The sequence below is a fragment of the Halovivax cerinus genome, from assembly GCF_024498195.1.
GTDB classification, from domain to species: Archaea; Halobacteriota; Halobacteria; order Halobacteriales; family Natrialbaceae; genus Halovivax; species Halovivax cerinus.
Genome location: NZ_CP101824.1, coordinates 1041208 through 1061066 on the forward strand (window position 1 = coordinate 1041208; position 19859 = coordinate 1061066).

Below are 19859 nucleotides of genomic sequence, written 5' to 3' on the forward strand. Positions count from 1 at the left end.
CTCGGTGTGTGGCTCTCGTGAACGTCGCGAGTCAATACGTTTTTGACCGCTGTCGCGAATTCCGTCCTGTGCCACTCGAGGGGCCGGCGCGGATCGTCCAGACGTTGACCGCAAGAGGATTCAACGCCGATCGCGAAGCGGTGACGCTGTTGGCCGCACAGCCCGATCCCGCAGCGGCGCTCGAACAGGTCCTCGAGGACGTTCCAGACGAAACGCTGGTTATCAGTGCCGAATCGGTGCGACAGATCGTCGAGACGACGGACACCCAGACGGGTGATTCGACGTCACTGACGGCCACTGATGACCGAGTCAACCAGTCTGATCGGAAACCGAGATCGGCCCGGACCCAGGACTCGTCGAACCCCGTGTCCGACGACCGAGAATCCCACGACCCCTCGATTTCGACTCCAGACGTCGATCGAACGGGGACGGACGATCGCGATCACGGTGCAGACGAACCGGCGGGGTTCGAACGATCGGGAGACGTCGACGAGCGGGACGTACGGATTCGCGGTGACATGACCGGCGAGAGTACCGGAACGGGAGCGTATCGCGATTTCGTCTCCATCTTTCGGGATCGGCTCGATCGCCTGCAGTCGAAGTTGAGCGGCCGCGTGAATCATCGACCTGCCAGTTCGATCGAGGGGATGCCCGGTGGGAGCGACGTCGCGATGATCGGTCTCGTCAACGACGTTCGTTCGACGGCGAGTGGACACTGGCTGGTCGAGCTCGAGGATACGACCGGAACGTTCCCGTTTCTGGTGATGAAGGATCGCGAGTACGTCGATCTCGTCGACGAGTTGCTTCGAGACGAGGTGATCGCGATGGAAGGGACGCTCGCGGACGACTCCGGCATCGCGTTCGTCGACAGTATGTACTTCCCGGACGTGCCGCGAACGCGCGAGGCCTCGACCGCGGATCGCCACGTCGAGGCGGCGCTGATCAGCGACGTCCACGTCGGTAGCGAGGAGTTCATGGCCGACGCCTGGAACCGGTTCGCAGACTGGCTCCACGGCGAAGACGCCCAGCACGTCGAGTACCTCTGCATCGCCGGTGACATGGTCGAAGGCGTCGGGGTGTACCCCAATCAGGACGAGGAACTCGACATCGTCGACATCTACGAGCAGTACGAGGCGTTCAACGAGTTCTTAAAACGCGTACCCGGCGACCTCGACATCGTCATGATTCCGGGGAACCACGACGCCGTCAGGCTCGCGGAACCCCAGCCCGGATTCGACGAGCACCTCCGCTCGATCATGTCCGCACACGATCCGCAAATCGTGAGCAACCCGTCGACGGTGGAGCTGGAAGGCGTCTCGATACTCATGTACCACGGCGTCTCGCTCGACGAGGTCATCGCCGAGCTGCCGGCCGAGAAGGCGAGTTACGACGAGCCCCACAAGGCGATGTACCAGTTACTCAAGAAACGTCACGTCGCCCCGCAGTTCGGCGGACACACCAGACTCGCGCCGGAAGAGCGCGACTACCTCGTGATCGACGACGTCCCTGACATCTTCCACACCGGTCACGTCCACAAACTCGGATTCGGGAAGTACCACGACGTCCTCGCGATCAACTCCGGGTGCTGGCAGTCCCAGACAGACTTCCAGAAGAGCGTCAACATCGATCCGGACGCCGGCTACGCGCCGATCGTCGACCTCCAGACCCTGGACGTGACGGTTCAGAAGTTCTCGTGACACCGAAATCCGCGGTCTACGCTGACGTATCGATCTCGGTCAGGTGACGTATCGATCCCGGACTGGGACCGATTGCGTGTACGAACGTCGATTGCGAGTGTGATCGTCCGTCGCGTGATCGAAGATGGATTGTACGTGACCGAGAATGGGCTATCGAGAGAGTAGGTAGACAGTCGAGAGATAAGGTAGATAGTCGAGAGATCGAGGGTGGATCCGCTTGGGGTCGTCGGCACTCACGAACCGACGGTCACCGGGTCGATGTCGACCGTCCAAACTCGTGATCGTGTGAATACCAAAGGGACCTCCAGTCAGGACTGACGGCGTTCGTCGGTCGTGATCGGCTCCGTTGTCGTGATCGACGCAGCTACGGGCCCGTTCTGATCCACCAAGGACATCGTTCTATCGTACACGCAGTTCCAGGAGATGTAGTCACTCCCGCATCCGGAGGAATGCCGTCGGAAAAGAGGAGGCCACCTATGCGAAGGTAGGTGGTCGATGAGAGGGTAACTGTCCGACGGACCAGGGTGGACGAGAAAGAGCTCTCGAAGTTTCGCGCGACGTAATCGGTCGCTGCGATCGTCTGGAGCGGTCCTGGGAGCGGCCCGTATTCCGTACGACACGTGACATCGCTGAGTGACTCGGTTCGTCGCGTGACGTCTCGATTGTCTTGTGTCAAATGCCGTCGAGACGTGTCGATGTCATCGTACCAAGCCACGTGATCCACGACGACCTCTTCCAAGCGACGACGAAGGGGTTCGAACCGCAATTGCGGATCGATCGAGAGGAGATCGACCGAGCCGCTCGCTGGATCGACTGACGGTACGACGAGGGAATCGTCACGTCCGCTCGGACGATGTTGTGGACCGTTCGGTACGACTGGATCGACGGCACCCGTGAGGTCAGATCGCCGGGAACCCCCCTACCCCTTCGTTTCGACTGGAACCGGAAGAGACCCACCCCGCGAGAGTGCTTTCCAATACAGAAATCTTTATACCTTTCCTTCTGAAACAGTATCCGTAATACAGACAAATAGGGTAGTTTGGTGGGTGTAGGTGTTTTTCATCTAACGTGTTCGCCCGACCGTCGACTCGAACGTCGGACTGAGTAGTTCGACTCTCACCCAGTCGCCGGTCGGTTGCGGGTTCCACCTGAAACAGGGGGGTGGGGGAGCAGTGTCGTCTGACGACGAAGCGATCTGACAGGCCACGTGCCGAACGGGATCACCGGACGGTCCAGCGTGATCCGTTCGTCTCATCATGCTTAGATTCGTTTCATCACGATCCGATCCGTCTCACCAGTTAGAACGAATCGAACCGGTTCCACTTCGACGGTTTCCCGAGCTAATGCTCGATTCGGAGCGTCCGCTCGTTTCGAGGTACACTCGTTCGGATCGTCTCGGGTTCCTCGTGCTGAGGGCGCCAGAGAGTCCGAGGAGTCCGCTCCGGTCCATTCTCCAGTTGAAATGGAGGGGTGTCACGATCGGTTGCGAGCGGAGACAATCGTCTGACGTAGGCTTAAGTGATTGCGAGACTGTCGTTTGGGCAGACGCACACGCGGGTGCAGGAGGTTCCCACAGATGGGTCTGTTAAAAGGATTGAAAGATAGCATCTCTCGGGCCACCGATCGGCTCTTCTCCGAAACCGAGCCGAAGCGTATCGGGATCTACGGTCCGCCGAACGCCGGCAAGACGACGCTCGCGAACCGGATCGCACGCGACTGGACCGGTGACGCCGTCGGGACCGAGAGCCGCATTCCACACGAAACGAGACGTGCGAGACGAAAGGAGAACGTCGAGATCGAGCGAAACGGCAAGACGGTGACGATCGACATCGTCGACACGCCCGGCGTCACGACGAAGGTCGACTACGAGGAGTTCACCGACGACATGGACAAGGACGACGCCGTTCGGCGCTCTCGCGAGGCGACCGAGGGGGTCGCCGAGGCCATGCACTGGCTTCGAGAGGACGTCGACGGGGTCATCTACGTCCTGGACAGCGCGGAGGATCCGATCACGCAGGTCAACACGATGCTCATCGGTATCATCGAATCGCGCGACCTCCCCGTGTTGATCTTCGCGAACAAGATCGACCTCGACGAGTCGTCGGTCAAACGCATCGAGGACGCTTTCCCACAGCACCAGACCGTTCCGCTCTCCGCAAAGGAGGGCGACAACATGGACGAGGTCTACGACAACATCGCGGAGTACTTCGGATAAACCATGCCACAGGCCAAACAACCGGACGACGGCGACGGCGTCCAGATCGACCTCGTGAGCGGCGAGCGAATGGAGGGGCTGACCAGCATGGAGAAGATCCGTCTCATCCTGGACGGCGTCCACGACGGAAACATCGTCATCCTGGAGGAGGGGCTCTCGCCCGACGAGGAGAGCAAGCTCATCGAGGTGACGATGGCCGAGATCAGCCCAGACGAGTTCAACGGCATCGAGATCGAGACGTACCCGCGATCTGATACGCGCGATACGTCGTTCCTCGGTCGTCTCGTCGGCGGAGACAGATCGTCGGCCAAACTCACCGCGATCGGCCCGGCGAACCAGATCGAGACGCTCCACAAAGACGAAACGCTCATCAGCGCGCTCGTCTCTCGCAACTGATGCCACACCAGTGTACGAACTGCGACCGGCGCTTTCCCGACGGCTCGAAGGAGATGCTCTCCGGCTGTCCCGATTGCGGCGGGAACAAGTTCCAGTTCACGCCAGCCGCGAGTGCATCGGACGACGGCTCCAGTGGCGAGGCGACCCCATCGTCGGAATCTGAACAATCGGCTGATGCGACGTCGGCTGCGGACCAGGCCCCGACGCCGAACACCGACACGTCGGTACAAGCCCCCGATCGCGAGTGGCCGGAGACGGCGCGCCGACCGGCCGAGAAGGACGGCCGACTCGGCGGATCACTTGCAGACGAGTCCGCCGCACGAGCGGGCACTGACGCGATGGCCGACGATTTCGAGTGGGTCGAGGGCGACGAGGACGACGCGCAGGCGTCCGCCCGCAGTTCCGTCGTCTCCCCGGACGAGCTCCCGTCACACGGTGATTCGACCGCCGATCGAGCCGGGGACGAGCCGCCGAATTCGACCGGACCGAACGCCGATGGGCGTCCCGGCGAAGACGCCGAGTCGACGTCCGACGATCACCACACTGCGCCGCCGGAGAACGGACGCGTGGTCAGCGAACCCGAAGCAGACCAGCCTTCGATCGAGCAACTCCGGGCGGAACTCAATCAGCAGTTCGAGAGCATCAAGATCGTCAACCCCGGCCAGTACGAACTCAACCTGATGGAACTGTACGACCGGGAAGAACACATCGTCTCCCTCCAGGAGGACGGTCGCTACGTCATCAACGTTCCCGAGAGCTGGCACGATTCCTGACGGACTCGCGGACATCACCTCTTGACGGACTCGCGGACATCGCCTCCTGACGGACTCGCGGACCCACCTCCACACGATCGCGTCTCGATTCGCCGAATCACGGTGCCATCGACGCCTGTGTCACTGTACGCGCCGTCCGGCATCCTACTCGGTGCTCGTGTCCTCGGTGTTCGATCGATTCCGACCGATCCAGACTCCGGACCGATCGTCGTGTGGACGAACTCGGACGTGATCACCCACCCCTCTGTTTCATCTGGAACTCTGCCAGCGACCGGTAAAACCGACGTGGGGACAGAACCGTGGAGGCGTGGGGTTGTTTCTCCACCCGAAATTGAGGGGTGGGTATCGATCGGTGTTCGGTTGGTCCGGTATTGCGACGAATCGGACACCCTGCGAATGCGGTGGTCGTGTCCGGCGGGTAGAGCGACCAATTCCCGAGGCGAGGGTGACTGATGGTCTCGCCACCGGTCGATCGAATTCGTCCATCGATCGCGGCGGACCTTCTGGCCGATCCGTCGTGATCGCGCCGAACGGATGGATTTATGCGAGCGGGTCGACTGCGTTCGGCCATGAGTCGCGCAACGAAGATCGTCACCTCGACGGTCGCGGTCGCCGCCGTGGTCGCACTCGCACTCGTCGTCCAGCTCGCCCTGGTGTGATGTTCGAAGAGCGTTCGCTCTCTGATCGCGTCGGGGCGGTTCGCGAGGCGTACACGCCCGACCTGCAGGTGTACGAGACGGCGGGCGATTTCGAGACGCTGCCGCCGGCGCAGGCGGAGGATCTGGGACTGCTGGTCGACGCGTTCGACCCGGTCTCGTATCCCGACGACTGGGTACCACCGGCCGGTCCCGAGGCCCTTCGTCGGTACGCGAGTACGACGTTCACGATCGGGATGCCGGGCGACGGGAGCGTCGTCTGGACCCGACAGACCGTGCCCCCGGTCGTCCTGGTCACGCCGCGCCTCGAGGGATCACCCGCCGGCTTCGTCGATTTCCTGCTCGCGGAAGCGTTCGTCGAATGTTCACTCGATGTCCCCGAACACTTCCTCGGATTCTTCGAGGACGGCTATCGCGACCTCGACGCCGCGGTCGACCTCGGGCCGGCGGGAACCTACCAGATCGCAGCCGCCCTGTTCGACGGCTGGGTCGGACTCCACACGCGCGAGGAGTTCTCGACGTGGGACGAGTCCCACCCCGAGCTGTCTGCCGAGTGGTGCGACGCTGGCAGGCGACTCGACGGCCGTGTCTCCGGTCTTTCTGGGGCCGTCGCGCGCGGCGAAACGTCGTTCCCCGACGCGACCGAGCTGGCCTGTAGCGCGATCAAACACGGGCTCGATCTACCGAAACCGTTCGACGCGCTCGACACTGCCGCCTATCGGGACCACGGCGCAGCGTTCGCCGTCGAGTGGGCTGACCGGACGTTCGACGCCCTCTCGGGTGCGGAGCGATCCTAGGTGGCACACACGTCGGGCCGAATCGGTCGCGCCTGCCGAGAACGGTCGTCGGGCCGAATCGGTCACGCACGCCGGACCGATAGCACGCCGTTTCAGATCAACTCGCCGGATACGGTCGTTCTGGGTCGGAGCGGGAAATCTGCGCCGAGCGCCGTCAGAAGTCGACCGCGACGCTTCCGTCCTCGTCGAGATCGATCACGCCGTCGAACAGGGTCGCGAACTCGTCCAAGACGTCCTGGTCGTGCACCTCGACGGAGAGGTGAAAGAGGCCGATCGCGTCGTGTTCGTCGAGGAGCGTCAGGATCTGCTCGGCGGCTGAGAGCGCCTCGGCCTCGTCGGCGTAGTAGGCGAGTTCGGTGAGCGAGTCGAAGCTAATACGGCGTTTCCCGTCGGTCCGACCGAGGAAGTCGGCGACGCCGGTCACGATCCCGTCGACGTTGTCGGGCGCCGCGACGTAGGAGACGTGGTCTTTCGATCGGCGCGAGTAGCCCCGCTCGATCGAGAGGGTGTCGAGGATGTCGGCGCAGCGTTCGTCGACGTCGTAGTGTTCTAGCTTCTGGCTCACCTCGCGGGCTGTGGTTCGAGTCGAGACGACGAGAAAACGATCGGTGTCCGACTTCAGAAAATCCGTGTCGATGCGATCCGTCTCACCCGTACTCGGGTGCAACAGGAGGATCCCCGTTCCCCCCGGAACGGTGTCGGGTGCCCCGTCGATATCGAGCGCGTACTCCATCGTGCGCGAAAGAGGCACGGGCCGGACTATAAACGGTTTGGGTCTGGATCCAGGCCGTGCCCGTCGGATCCCATCCATCGACTCACCCGTTGGTAACCGGCTGCCGTCTCCGGCCACCGATCGATCCCTCGTCGAATTCGGTGCCAGTTCGATGTCGAACCCGTTTTTACCCTCGCGAGGGCAGTCCACGTATGAGCGTCAGAGAGGAGTTCGACGCCTGGGCGGCCGACGGTCGAGACAGGGGGATGGAAGACCGCCACTGGGCGACCGCGAAGCACGCGCTCGGGCGAATGCCCGTCGAGCCGGGCGACGTCGTTTTGGACCTGGGCTGTGGTAGCGGCTACGCCGGGCGCGCGATTCGCGACACCTACGACGCCGGCCGGGTCTACGGTCTCGACGGTTCGCCGGAGATGGCGCGCAACGCGTCGGGATACACGGACGATCCGGCCGTCGGCTATCTCATCGGCGACTTCGGGGCGCTCCCGTTCGCCGACGATGCGATCGATCACGGCTGGTCGATGGAGGCGTTCTACTACGCGGCGGACCCACACGAAACGCTCCGGGAGATCGCCCGCGTTCTGCGTCCGGGTGGGACGTTCTTCTGTGCGGTCAACTACTACGAGGAGAACGTCCACTCCCACGAGTGGCAGGATCGGATCTCCGTGGAGATGACCCGGTGGGATGCGAGCGAGTACCGTGACGCCTTCAGGGACGCCGGACTCGTCGTCGCCGAGCAGGATTTCGTCCCCGATCGGGACGTCGAGATTCCGGACGAATCGGCCTTCCCGACCGACGACTGGGACAGCCGCGCGGATATGGTCGAGCGCTATCGGGAATTCGGTACGTTGCTCACCGTCGGCGTCGCGAGGTGACCGACGCGGTCGGAACCTCGTGACCAGCACGGCCCGGTGTACAGCCTGCGTGACAGAGTCCATCGCACTGGAGACGGACGCGGTTCGGCCAACCCCCTTATTTCACCTGGAAACGAGACACAGATTGACTCAGAACCGGAAATGAACGGCTTACAACGCTCGTCGTCGCGTCGGTCGTGCGTCTGACGCTCCATTTGAACGAGACGTCGAAATAGACGTGGAATCCGACGTCTGTGAGCACTTCAGGAGAATTCTGACCCCTCCTCTTCAGGTGGAGATTTGAGAGGTGGTGGCCAGGCCCGTGCGAACACGGTACACTGCGCACGACGAGGCGTCTGACGGACGGCTGACGTCCACCCGAAATGGGGGTGCTGGCCGCCCATCGTGTGTAGACGACCGTGAGGCGGATTTCGGACGGGACGGGTTGCGACTGGTGAACCCTCACTCGCTCCGCCCGGAACTCGATCGGGATCGAATCGATCGGCTCAGGGTGTTCGTTCGCCGGCTGGAATCGCCACGTCCACCCAGTTGGTCTCGGGCGGGAGCGGGCACTCGAAGGCCTCCGAGTACGCGCACAATGGCGTGTACGCGAGGTTGAAGTCGACGACGATCTCGTCCCCCGACTCCAGCGATCGGTCGGCGGCCAGCTCGATGTACCGACCGCCGTCGTATGTCTGTTGTCCGGTCGTCTTGTCGCGGAATGGGACGAACAGCGTCTCGCCCTCGGCGCCTTCCTGCCGATAGCCGTCGAGTTCGACGACGACGTCGTCTCGATCGGGGTCCGCCGAGGGGAGGTCCGTCGACAGCGTCGCGACCGCGAGGTAGCGCATCTCCCCGCCAGTCTGCGTGTCCATGTAGACCACGTCGGGGTCGTCGTGGACGGTCACGTCGGCCCTGACGCGGTAGGCGGGGTCCGGCTCGAAGTACGCGAGCCCGTCGAACTCGTCGCGCTCGTCCGGTGGGATCGGCGACTGCGGATGTTCGGCGAAGAAATCGTCCTTCTCGGTGCGTTTGGCCTCGAGTTCTCTCCGCCAGGTGTCGACGTCGAACTCGTCGCTCATACGATCCGTTGGCGCGGCGGTGGGGAAGGCGTTTCGCACTGGTATGGGCCGAGCCAGCCAGAGCTGGGGACCGGTCGAACCGATCGGCCGGTATCGACCCGACGGTTTATGTCGAATGACGCGGCAAGCCCGGTCCGTCAACCCTATGGCTGCCCATCGATGAGTACGGGAGAGATGGACACGTGGCGGGAGCTATTCGGTCACGACGAGCCCTACGACGAGCAGGTCGACGGCATCGAGACCGCAATCGCGACGGCTCGTGACGGTGGCTACACCGTGATCGAGGGTGCCTGCGGGACGGGAAAGACGATGCTCTCGTTGTCGGCCGGCCTCTCGCTGGTGCGCGATCCCGACTCGACGTACGAGCGCGTCCTCGTCCTGACGAGCGTCAAGCAGCAGTTACGCCAGTTCGAGACCGATCTACGGACGATCAACGAGAACCTGCCCGACGAACACGAGCCGGTCTCGGGGCTCACGCTGGTCGGGAAAGCGGACGTCTGTCCGTACAACCGCGAGCACGCCGCCGGCTTCGACGACAGCGTCGTCTACGACCGCTGTGAGACCCTCCGCGACCGCACCCGCGATCTGACGGGCGAGGGCGGGTCGACCACGACCGGTGACCTCACCGCCCAGGCGCGCAGCCAGCAGGTCGGCCTCGCCGACAGTGGGCGACGAGATCGCGGCGTTCGCCTCCTCGAGACGGCCGGTGAAACGGCCCCCTTCGCTCCCGACATGCCCGAATACGACGACGGACGAAGCGACGTCGAGTACTGTCCGTTCTACGCGCAGTACCTGGACGATCTGCCCGCCGAAGGCGAGGGCTCGCCGGCCGAGGCGGTGCCGTTCGATCTAACGAGCGCCGGGATGGTGACCCCGGATGACCTCGTGGCGAAGTCGGTTCGCCACGGGACCTGCCCCCACTCGGTGATGGGTGCGGCCCTCGGCGAGGTCGAGGTCGTGATCGGCAACTACTACCACGCGTTCGACCCGACGACGCTCTCGGCGTTTACGGGCGCGCTCGCCAGCGAGGAGACCTTCGTCGTCTGCGACGAAGCGCACATGCTCGAACCGCGTGTTCGTGAACTGGTCAGCGACGGCGTGGCTGACGCGACGATCCGCGACGCCGTCACGGAACTCTCGCGGGTGATCCGGCCCGTCCGCTACGAGCGCGAGGGTCGAGAGACGGAAGGCGGGTCGAAGACGGCGGATGCGGAACTCGTCCGTGCGGAACTGGCCGGCTCCGACGTCTCGTTCGAGGAACTGGAAGCGACCCTCGAGTTTCTGCAGGATCTACGCACGGAACTCGATCGTCGGGTCGAGGCCCACCTCGATACCGAATCGTCGGGCTGGCGCTCTGATCTGACGACGCTCTCCGACGACGAGATTCCCCTTCGGGACCCGTCAGAACCGGCCGTCGACTCCCTGTCAGAGTGGGCCGACCGGGCGGGCTACACCGACGTCGACTGGGTGCGAGCGGAGTCCGTGGGGGCCATCGTCGCCCGGATCCTGAACGAGGCCGAAGCCGAAGAGCGAACACGGGCGGCCCCCGCCGTGGGACGCCTGCTCGGCGAGTGGAACCGACGGGGTCACACCGACTACTTCCGCGAGATCGAACTGGAGCGTACCTGGGACGAGAGCGAGCCCGCCGACTCCTGGCGGCGGGCGTACACGGCTCGACTCTCTCTACACAACTGCGTCCCGAGCGGGGCGATCGGTGAACGGCTGGCCGCGTTCGGCGGCGGCGTCCTGATGAGCGCGACGCTCGCCCCGATGGACGCCTTCGCCGAGGTGACGGGCTTGCGCTATCTCGCCGACGAGGCCGATCGCCCGATCGTCGAACGCCGCTACGGCCTGCACTTCCCCGCTGAGAACCGCGAGAGTTTCGCCGTGGCGGCACCGAAGTTCACCTACGAGAACCGCGGTTCGCCGGGTGGAGCTGGCGACGAACCCACCGACGCAGCTGGTGATACGACCCCCACTCGCCGCGTGTACGCCGACGCCCTGGCCGAAATCGCCACCCTCCAGGGGAACGTTCTCGTCGGCATGCCGAGTTACGCCGAGGCCGAGTGGGCGGCGGGCGTCCTCGAGGGGCGAGTGTCCGGAAAGCCCGTCCTGCTCGACGTCGCCAGCGACGATCAGGCGACCGAATCGTTGAAAGACGAGTTCTTCGCCGGCGGCGGAAAGGTACTGGTCACGAGTCTGCGCGGAACGCTCACCGAGGGCGTCGACTACGGCGGCGACCGGCTGAACGCGGCGGTCGTCTGCGGCGTCCCCATCGTCAACACGTCGAGTCCACGAACACAGGCCGTTCGCCGGGCCTACGACGACGAATTTGGCGCCGGCTTCGAGTACGCCCTGACCGTCCCCGCGGTCCGGAAGGCCCGCCAGGCACTCGGCCGCGTGATTCGAAGCCCGGACGACGTCGGGGTACGCGTCCTGCTGGACGAACGCTACGCCCGTGATAGCTGGGACTCGGTTCGAGGGTACCTCCCCGACGCCGAGGAGTTCCAGCCGGTCAGTCCGGACATGCTCCAGCTCGGCCTGGATCGCTTTCGCGATCGGCTCGAGGTCGGCTGACGGTACGATACGGTGGCGTATCGATCCGGGTACGTCCTGAACTGGGACGATACACGATTCGAGACGGTGGCTCGGCCCGACCACACCGGGGCCTCGATCCAAAATACTTTTGACACGTCGCTCGCCCCATCGTGTATGCATCGCCGAACGACCCTCCACCTCGCGGGTACGGCGGGGCTCGCGCTCCTCGCGGGCTGCTCGGACGACGGTTCGTCGCCGGGCACGCTTTCGACGGACGGTACCGACGACGACCCGATCGAGGCGGATGCGAACGCACTCCTTCTCTCGACGACCGCGGCGGCGGACGTCGTCGGCGGGGACTGGGAACGAACCGAACCGCACCAGCAAACACCGATCACGCGTTCTTCGGACGCGACCGCCGGATACGTCCCCGTCGTCGCGGAGGGCGACTCCGGCCCAGCCGGGTGGATCAACGCGGGCGTCTGGACGTTCGACACCGTCGACGCTGCAAGGGGGGCGTTCGACGGACACGGGTACCAGACGGGCTACGGGTTCGACGAGCGGGATATCGCCGTCGAGAGTATCGCCGGGACCGTCGGTCGGAACGACGGTGTCGTCCTCTTTCGTGATGCCAACGCGATGGGCGGGGTAGCTCGTACCGATCCGCACGATTCCGGCGATTCCCTGGTGGAAACCTCCCTCGAACTCGCCGTCTCCATGCACTCGGCCTGGCGAGACGGGTGACGGCTGGGCGAGGGAGTCGTCTCGCGAGAGGCGAAGTATTATCCTCTAGCCACGTGACTATCTCGCATGGAGGTCCGCGAGATCATGTCGTCACCGGTGGTGACGATCGGACCGGACGCGACGCTCGCGGCGGCCGTCGATAGCATGCTCGACAACCGGATCGGCAGTATTGTCGTCCTCGACGACGGGCTCTCGGGAATCGTCACCGAGTCCGACGTGCTGACCACCCTCGCTGCGGACGAGTCCTCGTTCTCGGAACTCTCTGTCGAGGACGTCATGAGTACGGACCTGGTGACGACGACGTCGACTGTGAGCGTGACGAACGCACTCCGCACGATGCAAGCCGAGGAGGTAAAGCGACTCCCGATCCGCGGCGGCAGGAAACCCCTCGGCATCGTCACGCTCACCGACATCGCCTGGCACCTCCCCGACCGCCTGCGAGAGCGGCCGGGTCTGTCGACGCGCCGGCAGGGACGACGTCGCGACGGTCGGTGACCCTCGGAGCGGTGAGCAACTCGGCGGTGGGCCGGTCACCACGCACTCCGGGCCACTCCACGCACTCCGGGCCACTCCACGCACTCCGGGCCGACCACTCTCTTCGGCCTGCCCGCTCCTCTCGCGCTACGCGTCCCCGAGGTATCGAGATTCGAACGATCGAGCCCGTGCGTTCGGAGCGAGTCGATCCGGGCAAGCGGGAGCGACTGCGTTGATGGACGGTGACCGGGTGGCCCGCGATTACCGCGCGATCGGCGAGAAACGATCCGTCAGCGCGACGACGCTGGCCGCCGCGACGACGACGTGCATGACCATCAGGACGAGCACGGCACCGACGGTCGCGCCGGGCTCGTTCTGGAGGACCCAGTAATCCGGGCCGAACGACAGGAGGAGGACGGCCGCGGCGACGCCCATGAACGTTCGATCCGGTCGGTCGGATCGGCGCGTGAGCAGACCGAAGACGAGGGTCGCGCCGAGCACGCCGAGGACGGTAAAGAGCGCGACTGGGCCGACGGATAGCTGTTGAATCGACGCGACGAGGTCGGCCGCGCGGACGACGCCGAGGAGGAGACCGTTGCCCACCAGCGCGAGGACGAGGGCGACGACACCCCTGACGGCGAGCGTCGCGGTCGGGATCGATTCACCGGCGGCGTCGAATTGCGATGCCATGTGTCTATCCGGCGCGTTGTACGCAGGACGGTTAGAGTGTACCCATTTCGCTTCGGCGGTGACCCGCGAGGGTCGGAACACGGCCGTTGAAATACCGGCCCCGCGAACGGGCGTCCATGCGCGTGAGCACTGCGGTCGTCGACCGGCTCGCCGAGAGCGGGATCGAGGCCGTCTTCGGGATCCCGGGGAAGCAGACGTTGCCGTTAAACGAGGCGATCGGCGGGCGCGACGACGTCCGGTTCGTGATGGCCCGCCACGAGACGGCCGTCTCACACCAGGCGTGGGGCTACGCCGAGACGAGCGGGAAGACCGCGGCGACTGTCGTAGTCCCGGGTCCCGGCGATATGAACGCGATGAACGGGCTGAAGAACGCGTACAACGACTGTACGCCGCTGGTCCACATCGCCGTCGAGACCGAACCCGAGATCCGCGGCGGCGAGGGCATCCACGAGACGCCGCCGGACACCTACGACAACGTCGTCAAAGAGAACGTCCTCGTCGAGCGCCCGGAGGGCGCGATCGCCGCGCTCGAGGAGGCCATCGCCATCGCCGAGACGGCGCCGACGGGTCCCGTCCGGGTTGGAATTCCGAAGAACTTCCTCGGGAAGGACGTGGCCGTGGCCGAGCCGCCCAAATTTTCGCGGGACGGGCCGTCCGGCGCCGCGGAGGGGGACGTCGCGGCCGCCGCGGACCTCCTCGCCGACGCCGACGAACCGGTCGTCATCGCCGGCGGTGGCGTCCGATCGGCGGACGCGAGCGTCGACCTGGAGGCCGTCGCGACACGACTCGACGCGCCCGTCGTGACTACCTACAAGGGCAAAGGGACGATCCCGGCCGATCACCCGCTCTCGGCGGGCACGCTGTCGGGAAGCGCCCCGCCCGCACTCCTCTCCTTGCTTGCCGACGCGGACGCCGCGCTCGCCGTCGGAACGAACTTCGACGCGGTCGCGACTCGCGCCTGGTCCGTCGAGGTGCCAGACGAGCTGGTCCACGTCACGCTCGACCCGGACGATCTGGGAACGGGCTACGAACCCGCCGTCAGCCTCCTCGCGGATGCCGCCGATGCGCTCCCGGCGTTGGGGGAGGCGCTGGCCGAGCGCGACGTCTCCGGCCCGACCGGCCCCGACGAGACGCCGGGGATCCGGCGCGCCCGAGCCGTTCGTGACGACTTCGCCGACCGCGTCGTCGAGCTGCAGGTGACCGACGCCCCGCTCACCTCCGTCACCGCGCTCGAAACGGTCCGCGATGTGCTCCCCCGTGACACTGTCGTCGCGGCCGACGCCGGCGGGTTCCGCGTCTGGGGGCTCAACGCCTTCCCCGCCTACGGCCCGCGATCCTACGTCAATCCCGGCTCCTGGGCGACCATGGGAACCGGTCTTCCGTCGGGCATCGGCGCGCAGGTCGCGAACCCGGACGACGACGTCGTCGTCCTCACCGGCGACGGCGGGTTCATGATGTGTATCCACGAGATCCACACCGCCGTCGCCGAGGCCCTCCCGCTCACGATCGTCGTCTTCCGTAACGAGGACTACGCGATCATCAGCGAGGAGGCCGAACGCTCCTACGCACTCGCCGAGAGCGCCTACGGCTGGCCCGACGCGCCGATCGACTTCGTCGCGATGGCCGAGAGCATGGGGATGACTGCGACGCGAGCCGAGGGTCGGGACGCGGTCGCCGAGGCGGTCTCGGAGGCCGTTTCGACCGACGAGCCGGTCCTCGTCGAGGTTCCGACGGATCCGCACGAACCGCAGGCCAGTGAGTGGCTCGCGACGTAGCGAGGACGGTCCGAGTCGGCTCGGCGATCGCGTCCGTCGGAAGACGACTGGTTTTTTGCCTGTTCCGCCCCCACCGCCAGATATGAAGGCGGGTGACGGCTCGGCCGAGGCGAAGCGCCGGGCGGGGCACGCGGCGGCCGAAGCCGTCGAGGACGGCACGATCGTCGGCCTCGGGACCGGGAGCACGGCGGCCTACGCCATCGAGGCGATCGGGCGGGCCGTCGAGAACGGCCTGGACGTCCACGGCGTCGCGACCTCCGCGGAATCGGCCCAGTTGGCCCGCGAGTGTGGAATTGCGCTGACCACACTCGCAGCCGTCGACGGTGTCGATCTCGCGATCGACGGCGCCGACCAGGTGGCCGATGGCGACCTGATCAAGGGGGGCGGGGCCGCCCACACGCGCGAGAAGCTGATCGACGCGGCGGCAGACCGCTTCCTCGTGGTCGTCGACGACTCGAAACTCACCGAGACGCTCTCCTGGCCGATCCCCGTCGCCGTCCTCCAGGGGGCCGAATCGGTCGTCGCCGACCGGCTCCGTGACCTCGGCGGCGAGCCCACGTTGCGCGAGGCCGAGCGAAAGGACGGACCGGTCGTCACCGACGACGGCCACCTCGTCATCGACTGCGACTTCGGCGAAGTCGACGATCCGGAGGAACTCGCGACGGCGCTGTCTGCGATCCCCGGCGTCGTCGAACACGGCCTGTTCGTCGATCTCGCTGACGAGATCTACGTCGGCAGCGCGGACGGCGTCGACGTACTTCGGTGAGCGCACTCACAGAGCGTGTCGCACGGCGAGGAACGGGTTCTCGTCGGACGGGCGGAATCGTGTGGGTATCGTCTGCCCGTGTAGGGTCGGGTTTGGCATCGAAACGAACGGTTTTTGCGGAGGTGTGCCGATCGGTGGGCTAGATGCCCGAGACAGCCGATCGGAAGGACGACCACATCCGGATCATCGAGGAAGAAGACGTCGAGACCAGCGGAACCGGCTTCGCCGACGTCGAACTCGTGCACGAGGCGCTTCCGGAGATCCACCGCGACGAGATCGATCAGTCCACTTCGCTGTTCGGGCACGAACTGTCGGCACCGATCGTCATCGAGAGTATGACGGGCGGTCACCCCAACACGACGAAACTGAACCGCAACCTCGCGGCGGCCGCCCAGGAGACGGGCATCGCCATGGGCGTTGGCAGTCAGCGCGCCGGGATCGAACTCGACGATCCCGACCTGCTCGAGTCATACACCGTCGTTCGCGACGTCGCTCCCGACGCCCTCCTCTACGGCAACGTCGGCGCGGCCCAGCTCTCCGAGTACGGGGTCGAGGCGGTCGAACGGGCCGTCGAGATGATCGACGCCGACGCGATGGCGATCCACCTGAACTTCCTCCAGGAGGCCGTCCAGCCCGAGGGCGACGTCGACGCGCGCGGGTGTCTCGACGCGATCGAGCGCGTGGCGGACGGGCTCTCGGTCCCGGTCGTCGTCAAGGAGACCGGCAACGGCATCTCGCGCGAGACGGCCGCGCGACTCGCCGACGCGGGCGTCGACGCCATCGACGTCGCCGGTAAGGGGGGAACGACCTGGTCGGGGATCGAGGCCTACCGCGCCAGAGCCGTGGGGGCCGATCGACAGGCGGGTGTCGGGGACCGGTTTCGGACCTGGGGACTTCCGACGGCGGTGAGCACGGTCGAAGCGGTCGACGCACACGACTGTGTGATCGCCAGCGGGGGCGTCCGCTCCGGCCTCGACGTCGCGAAGGCGATCGCGCTCGGAGCCCGTGCCGGTGGGCTCGCCAAACCGTTCCTGGCTCCGGCGGGTCGGGGCCGCGAGGCCGTCGTCGACCTGATCGAGACGCTGCAACTCGAACTCGAAACCGCGATGTTCGTCACGGGGTCGGACACGGTGCCCGCGCTCAGAGAGACGACCCCCGTCGTGCTCGGTCGAACGAGAACGTATCTGGATCAGCGACGGGCCTGAGTACCGTCGGCGATCGATCGGCTGAACGCCACAGTGGAATCCGGACCCGGGTCGGGGTCGGGCGCGTCGATCGGATCCGTAGACCGCAAACTACGATCGATTGAACGCTCTCAAGAGATGCCGTCGTCACCTCAACACGGGCTTGAAAGCCGGTGGCTGATACTTTTATTGATTTTTTGAGCAAAATTTATAACCGTACACCCGGTCGTGTTTGGCTGAGAATGGGGTCACGTATCGAGGACGACCGTTGCGAGGACCCGGTTCGACGATCCGAGTCGCTCGAGACCCTCATGGAGTCGACCGACCGAACCACGGAGGAGATCGTCGAGGCGCTGCGCGAGAGTGGTCCGCGACGGCACGTCTCCGAGACGAACGTCGACGACGTCCTCGACGATCTCTCAAGATCCCTGGAGACGGACGCCGACGGCGCGTTCTCGCTCTCCGGTGGCCCGACGCGCACCATCTCGACGACCGGCATCGACGAGGTGTTCGAAACCCTCGAAGCGGAGGCTCCACCACTGTCGCCCGACACGTCTCAACCCGAGGTGGATCCGTCGGAACAACGCGCCTCCGTGACGCACCGACGGGTCGACGCTGCTCGCGAACGGTCGCTGGACGACGAACCCACGGAGTCGTTCGGCTCACTCTCGGGCGGTGATCCCACGCGGACGGTGTCCGACCAGAGTGTCGACGACATTCTCTCCCTCATAGAAGAGGGTGAGGCGTCCGATGTCGACGCCGACGATCCGGGCGACGACACTGCGGCTGCCCTCAGACCACCCGATGCAGGCGAACAACTCGCCTCGCTACTCTCGGACGTCGACGAGCCACTCGGCGATCCGGACGTACCGCCAACTGCCGGATCAGACGACCCTCGGGCTGACTCAGCGGGACGCGAGCCGGAGGACGACCGCGCAACCGGTGCGACCGTCGACCGCTCGAGCGCGATCGACATCGAGACCGCGGCGGCCGAGATGGACAGTCTTCGCTCACCGGGGGTCGACCCGGACGACGAACGGACGGCAGGTTCGGACCCCGGCGAACCGGCCGCCGAACGAGACTCGTGCGACGGGAGCGTCGAGACGGAACCTGTGGACCTGCCCGCACAGCCGTCGTCGAAACCGCCGTCGGACGGCGGCTCGGGGACGGCGACCGAGGCGACCCCGCCGTCGATAGATCCAGCCGCACCGACCTGCGAGTCGAACGTCGCCGACGGACCACGGCCACTCGTCACGCGCGCCGAACTCGAAGAGATCGCCTCGCTGGTCTCCGACGCGAACCCCGACGAGACGATCGCGAACTCCCGTCAGCCGGCGTCGACGCCGGAACCGTCCGTCACGGCGGTGGGCGCTGGCTCGACGCCGACTGCGACCGTGGACCATCTGGCGGGGTCAAATTCGGCGGGCAGTGCGGTTACCGTCGCCGACGTCGAACCCCCGACGGACGGCCGGCCAGCCCACGCGACCGACTCGCGACCCGCGACGACCAGCGACGCACGACCCGATACGACCGCCGACGATCCTCGGGACGTCGCCGAAACCGAGGATTCGTCCAGCTCTCGGGAACCCGACGGTTCCTCCGGCGTGGACGCGACCGACCGGTCGTCCGCGTCGCGAACGCTCGTCGCGCGGATCCGGACGTTCGGTCGGCACCTTCTCCGACGTGTGCGACGGTAGTCGTCGGTGCGTGGCAGAGACACTGCTCGAGAGGCTGCGATCGCGAACGCGGTGGCTCTCCTGTCGGCGTCCGAAGAATGTGGTCGATGTGACCTTACAGGTCGCGCGGCTGGACGGTCTTCCGGTCGTTCGCTTCGGCTCGCCGAGCGGCGTCGTCGAGGAGGGCCTCGACTTCGTCGTCGAGCGCGTCGTAGAAGTCCGAGGCGACGTTTTTGTCATCGAGCGCTTCTTTCACAGCGGCCTTGACGATAAGGTCTGCCATACGATTACCCCGTTCTGCCCACCCCCTTATAAGCGTTCTGTTTAATACACGCTCTAGCGCCCCTGAGGATGGCACGAGCGCGCGTGTGGCGCGTGTTCTCACCGAAACCTATATGCCGGATGAGCATTCGCAGGGGCGATCGGTCCGCCGAATCACGTGTTCGACGCTCGCGCGCGCTCACGGCGGTGTTGGCGAGCACCGTGCGGTCGGTGTCTCGACATCGACGTGACGAGAGGATTTTTGCCGACCCGCGCGAGAATCGATCCATGTCCCGACACGCGGTCTACGTCCTCCAGTGTGCCGACGGGACGCTCTACACCGGCTACACGACCGACGTCGACCGTCGTGTGGCCGAACACAACGCCGGCGAGGGAGCGAAGTACACACGATCTCGGACGCCCGTGGAGGTGGTTCACGTCGAGCGATACGACTCGCGATCTGACGCGATGGCCCGTGAGTACGAGATCAAACAGCTCTCGCGGACGCAGAAAGAACGGCTCGTCGGGCTCTCGTGAGGGTGGCGGCTCCG

19 protein-coding genes are annotated in these 19859 nt (G+C 65.6%); 15 read left to right on the forward strand and 4 right to left on the reverse strand.

The features are described from left to right. Positions 1-68 precede the first annotated feature (68 nt). The 6 genes from NO366_RS04830 to NO366_RS04850 all read left to right on the forward strand — a co-directional run bounded on the left by NO366_RS04830 (position 69) and on the right by NO366_RS04850 (position 6534). Positions 69-1697, forward strand: coding sequence for a DNA-directed DNA polymerase II small subunit (locus tag NO366_RS04830; RefSeq protein WP_256533195.1), 1629 nt, complete (start codon positions 69-71; stop codon positions 1695-1697). A gap of 1576 nt (positions 1698-3273) precedes the next feature. Then, positions 3274-3912, forward strand: coding sequence for an Era-like GTP-binding protein (locus NO366_RS04835; protein WP_256533196.1), 639 nt, complete (start codon positions 3274-3276; stop codon positions 3910-3912). A gap of 3 nt (positions 3913-3915) precedes the next feature. Further along, the gene (locus NO366_RS04840) at positions 3916-4308 is read left to right on the forward strand and encodes a DUF2073 domain-containing protein (protein ID WP_256533197.1); all 393 of its coding nucleotides are present in this window, start codon (positions 3916-3918) and stop codon (positions 4306-4308) included. Continuing rightward, positions 4308-5081, forward strand: coding sequence for an OapC/ArvC family zinc-ribbon domain-containing protein (locus NO366_RS04845; protein ID WP_256533198.1), 774 nt, complete (start codon positions 4308-4310; stop codon positions 5079-5081). Before NO366_RS04840 ends, NO366_RS04845 begins: the two co-directional genes overlap by 1 nt. A gap of 569 nt (positions 5082-5650) precedes the next feature. Then, positions 5651-5740, forward strand: coding sequence for an adenosine deaminase (locus tag NO366_RS18615; protein ID WP_382274639.1), 90 nt, complete (start codon positions 5651-5653; stop codon positions 5738-5740). Next, positions 5740-6534, forward strand: coding sequence for a DUF7089 family protein (locus NO366_RS04850; RefSeq protein WP_256533199.1), 795 nt, complete (start codon positions 5740-5742; stop codon positions 6532-6534). Before NO366_RS18615 ends, NO366_RS04850 begins: the two co-directional genes overlap by 1 nt. A gap of 154 nt (positions 6535-6688) precedes the next feature. On the opposite strand, the gene NO366_RS04855 is transcribed toward NO366_RS04850, so the two are convergent. Continuing rightward, positions 6689-7267, reverse strand: coding sequence for a DUF7090 family protein (locus NO366_RS04855; protein ID WP_256533200.1), 579 nt, complete (start codon positions 7265-7267; stop codon positions 6689-6691). A 191-nt stretch (positions 7268-7458) separates the two neighbouring features. On the opposite strand from NO366_RS04855, the gene NO366_RS04860 reads away from it, so the two are divergent. After that, positions 7459-8139 carry a class I SAM-dependent methyltransferase gene (locus NO366_RS04860; protein ID WP_256533201.1) on the forward strand — a complete coding sequence of 227 codons (681 nt, stop codon included), beginning with the start codon at positions 7459-7461 and terminating at the stop codon, positions 8137-8139. A gap of 485 nt (positions 8140-8624) precedes the next feature. Here the strand turns inward: NO366_RS04860 and NO366_RS04865 are convergent, their stop codons facing one another. Then, positions 8625-9200, reverse strand: a complete 576-nt coding sequence (locus tag NO366_RS04865) for a DUF1684 domain-containing protein (RefSeq protein WP_256533202.1) — start codon at positions 9198-9200, stop codon at positions 8625-8627. 174 nt (positions 9201-9374) lie between these two features. Here NO366_RS04865 and NO366_RS04870 point away from each other — a divergent pair, with 174 nt between their 5' ends. From NO366_RS04870 to NO366_RS04880, 3 genes are all read left to right on the forward strand, one after another. Further along, positions 9375-11777, forward strand: coding sequence for an ATP-dependent DNA helicase (locus tag NO366_RS04870; RefSeq protein ID WP_256534001.1), 2403 nt, complete (start codon positions 9375-9377; stop codon positions 11775-11777). 135 nt (positions 11778-11912) lie between these two features. Next, entirely contained in the window at positions 11913-12482 is a 570-nt protein-coding gene (locus tag NO366_RS04875) for a hypothetical protein (protein ID WP_256533203.1), read from the forward strand. Between the two features lie 66 nt (positions 12483-12548). Beyond that, positions 12549-12977 (forward strand): CBS domain-containing protein, encoded by a 429-nt coding sequence (locus NO366_RS04880; protein WP_256533204.1) that lies wholly within the window; start codon positions 12549-12551, stop codon positions 12975-12977. Positions 12978-13217: 240 nt separating this feature from the next. Here the strand turns inward: NO366_RS04880 and NO366_RS04885 are convergent, their stop codons facing one another. Then, entirely contained in the window at positions 13218-13646 is a 429-nt protein-coding gene (locus NO366_RS04885; RefSeq protein ID WP_256533205.1) for a DUF6069 family protein, read from the reverse strand. Between the two features lie 116 nt (positions 13647-13762). Between NO366_RS04885 and NO366_RS04890 the strand changes: the two genes are divergently transcribed. From NO366_RS04890 to NO366_RS04905, 4 genes are all read left to right on the forward strand, one after another. Further along, complete coding sequence (locus NO366_RS04890; RefSeq protein WP_256533206.1) at positions 13763-15421, forward strand: thiamine pyrophosphate-binding protein; 1659 nt, start codon at positions 13763-13765, stop codon at positions 15419-15421. Between the two features lie 82 nt (positions 15422-15503). After that, positions 15504-16187, forward strand: a complete 684-nt coding sequence (gene rpiA, locus NO366_RS04895; protein WP_256533207.1) for a ribose-5-phosphate isomerase RpiA — start codon at positions 15504-15506, stop codon at positions 16185-16187. A gap of 143 nt (positions 16188-16330) precedes the next feature. Beyond that, positions 16331-17392 carry a type 2 isopentenyl-diphosphate Delta-isomerase gene (gene fni / locus NO366_RS04900; RefSeq protein ID WP_256533208.1) on the forward strand — a complete coding sequence of 354 codons (1062 nt, stop codon included), beginning with the start codon at positions 16331-16333 and terminating at the stop codon, positions 17390-17392. A 221-nt stretch (positions 17393-17613) separates the two neighbouring features. Beyond that, entirely contained in the window at positions 17614-19068 is a 1455-nt protein-coding gene (locus NO366_RS04905) for a hypothetical protein (RefSeq protein WP_256533209.1), read from the forward strand. 94 nt (positions 19069-19162) lie between these two features. On the opposite strand, the gene NO366_RS04910 is transcribed toward NO366_RS04905, so the two are convergent. Next, positions 19163-19330 (reverse strand): DUF1931 domain-containing protein, encoded by a 168-nt coding sequence (locus tag NO366_RS04910; RefSeq protein WP_256533210.1) that lies wholly within the window; start codon positions 19328-19330, stop codon positions 19163-19165. 266 nt (positions 19331-19596) lie between these two features. Between NO366_RS04910 and NO366_RS04915 the strand changes: the two genes are divergently transcribed. Next, entirely contained in the window at positions 19597-19845 is a 249-nt protein-coding gene (locus tag NO366_RS04915) for a GIY-YIG nuclease family protein (RefSeq protein ID WP_256533211.1), read from the forward strand. Positions 19846-19859 lie beyond the last annotated feature (14 nt).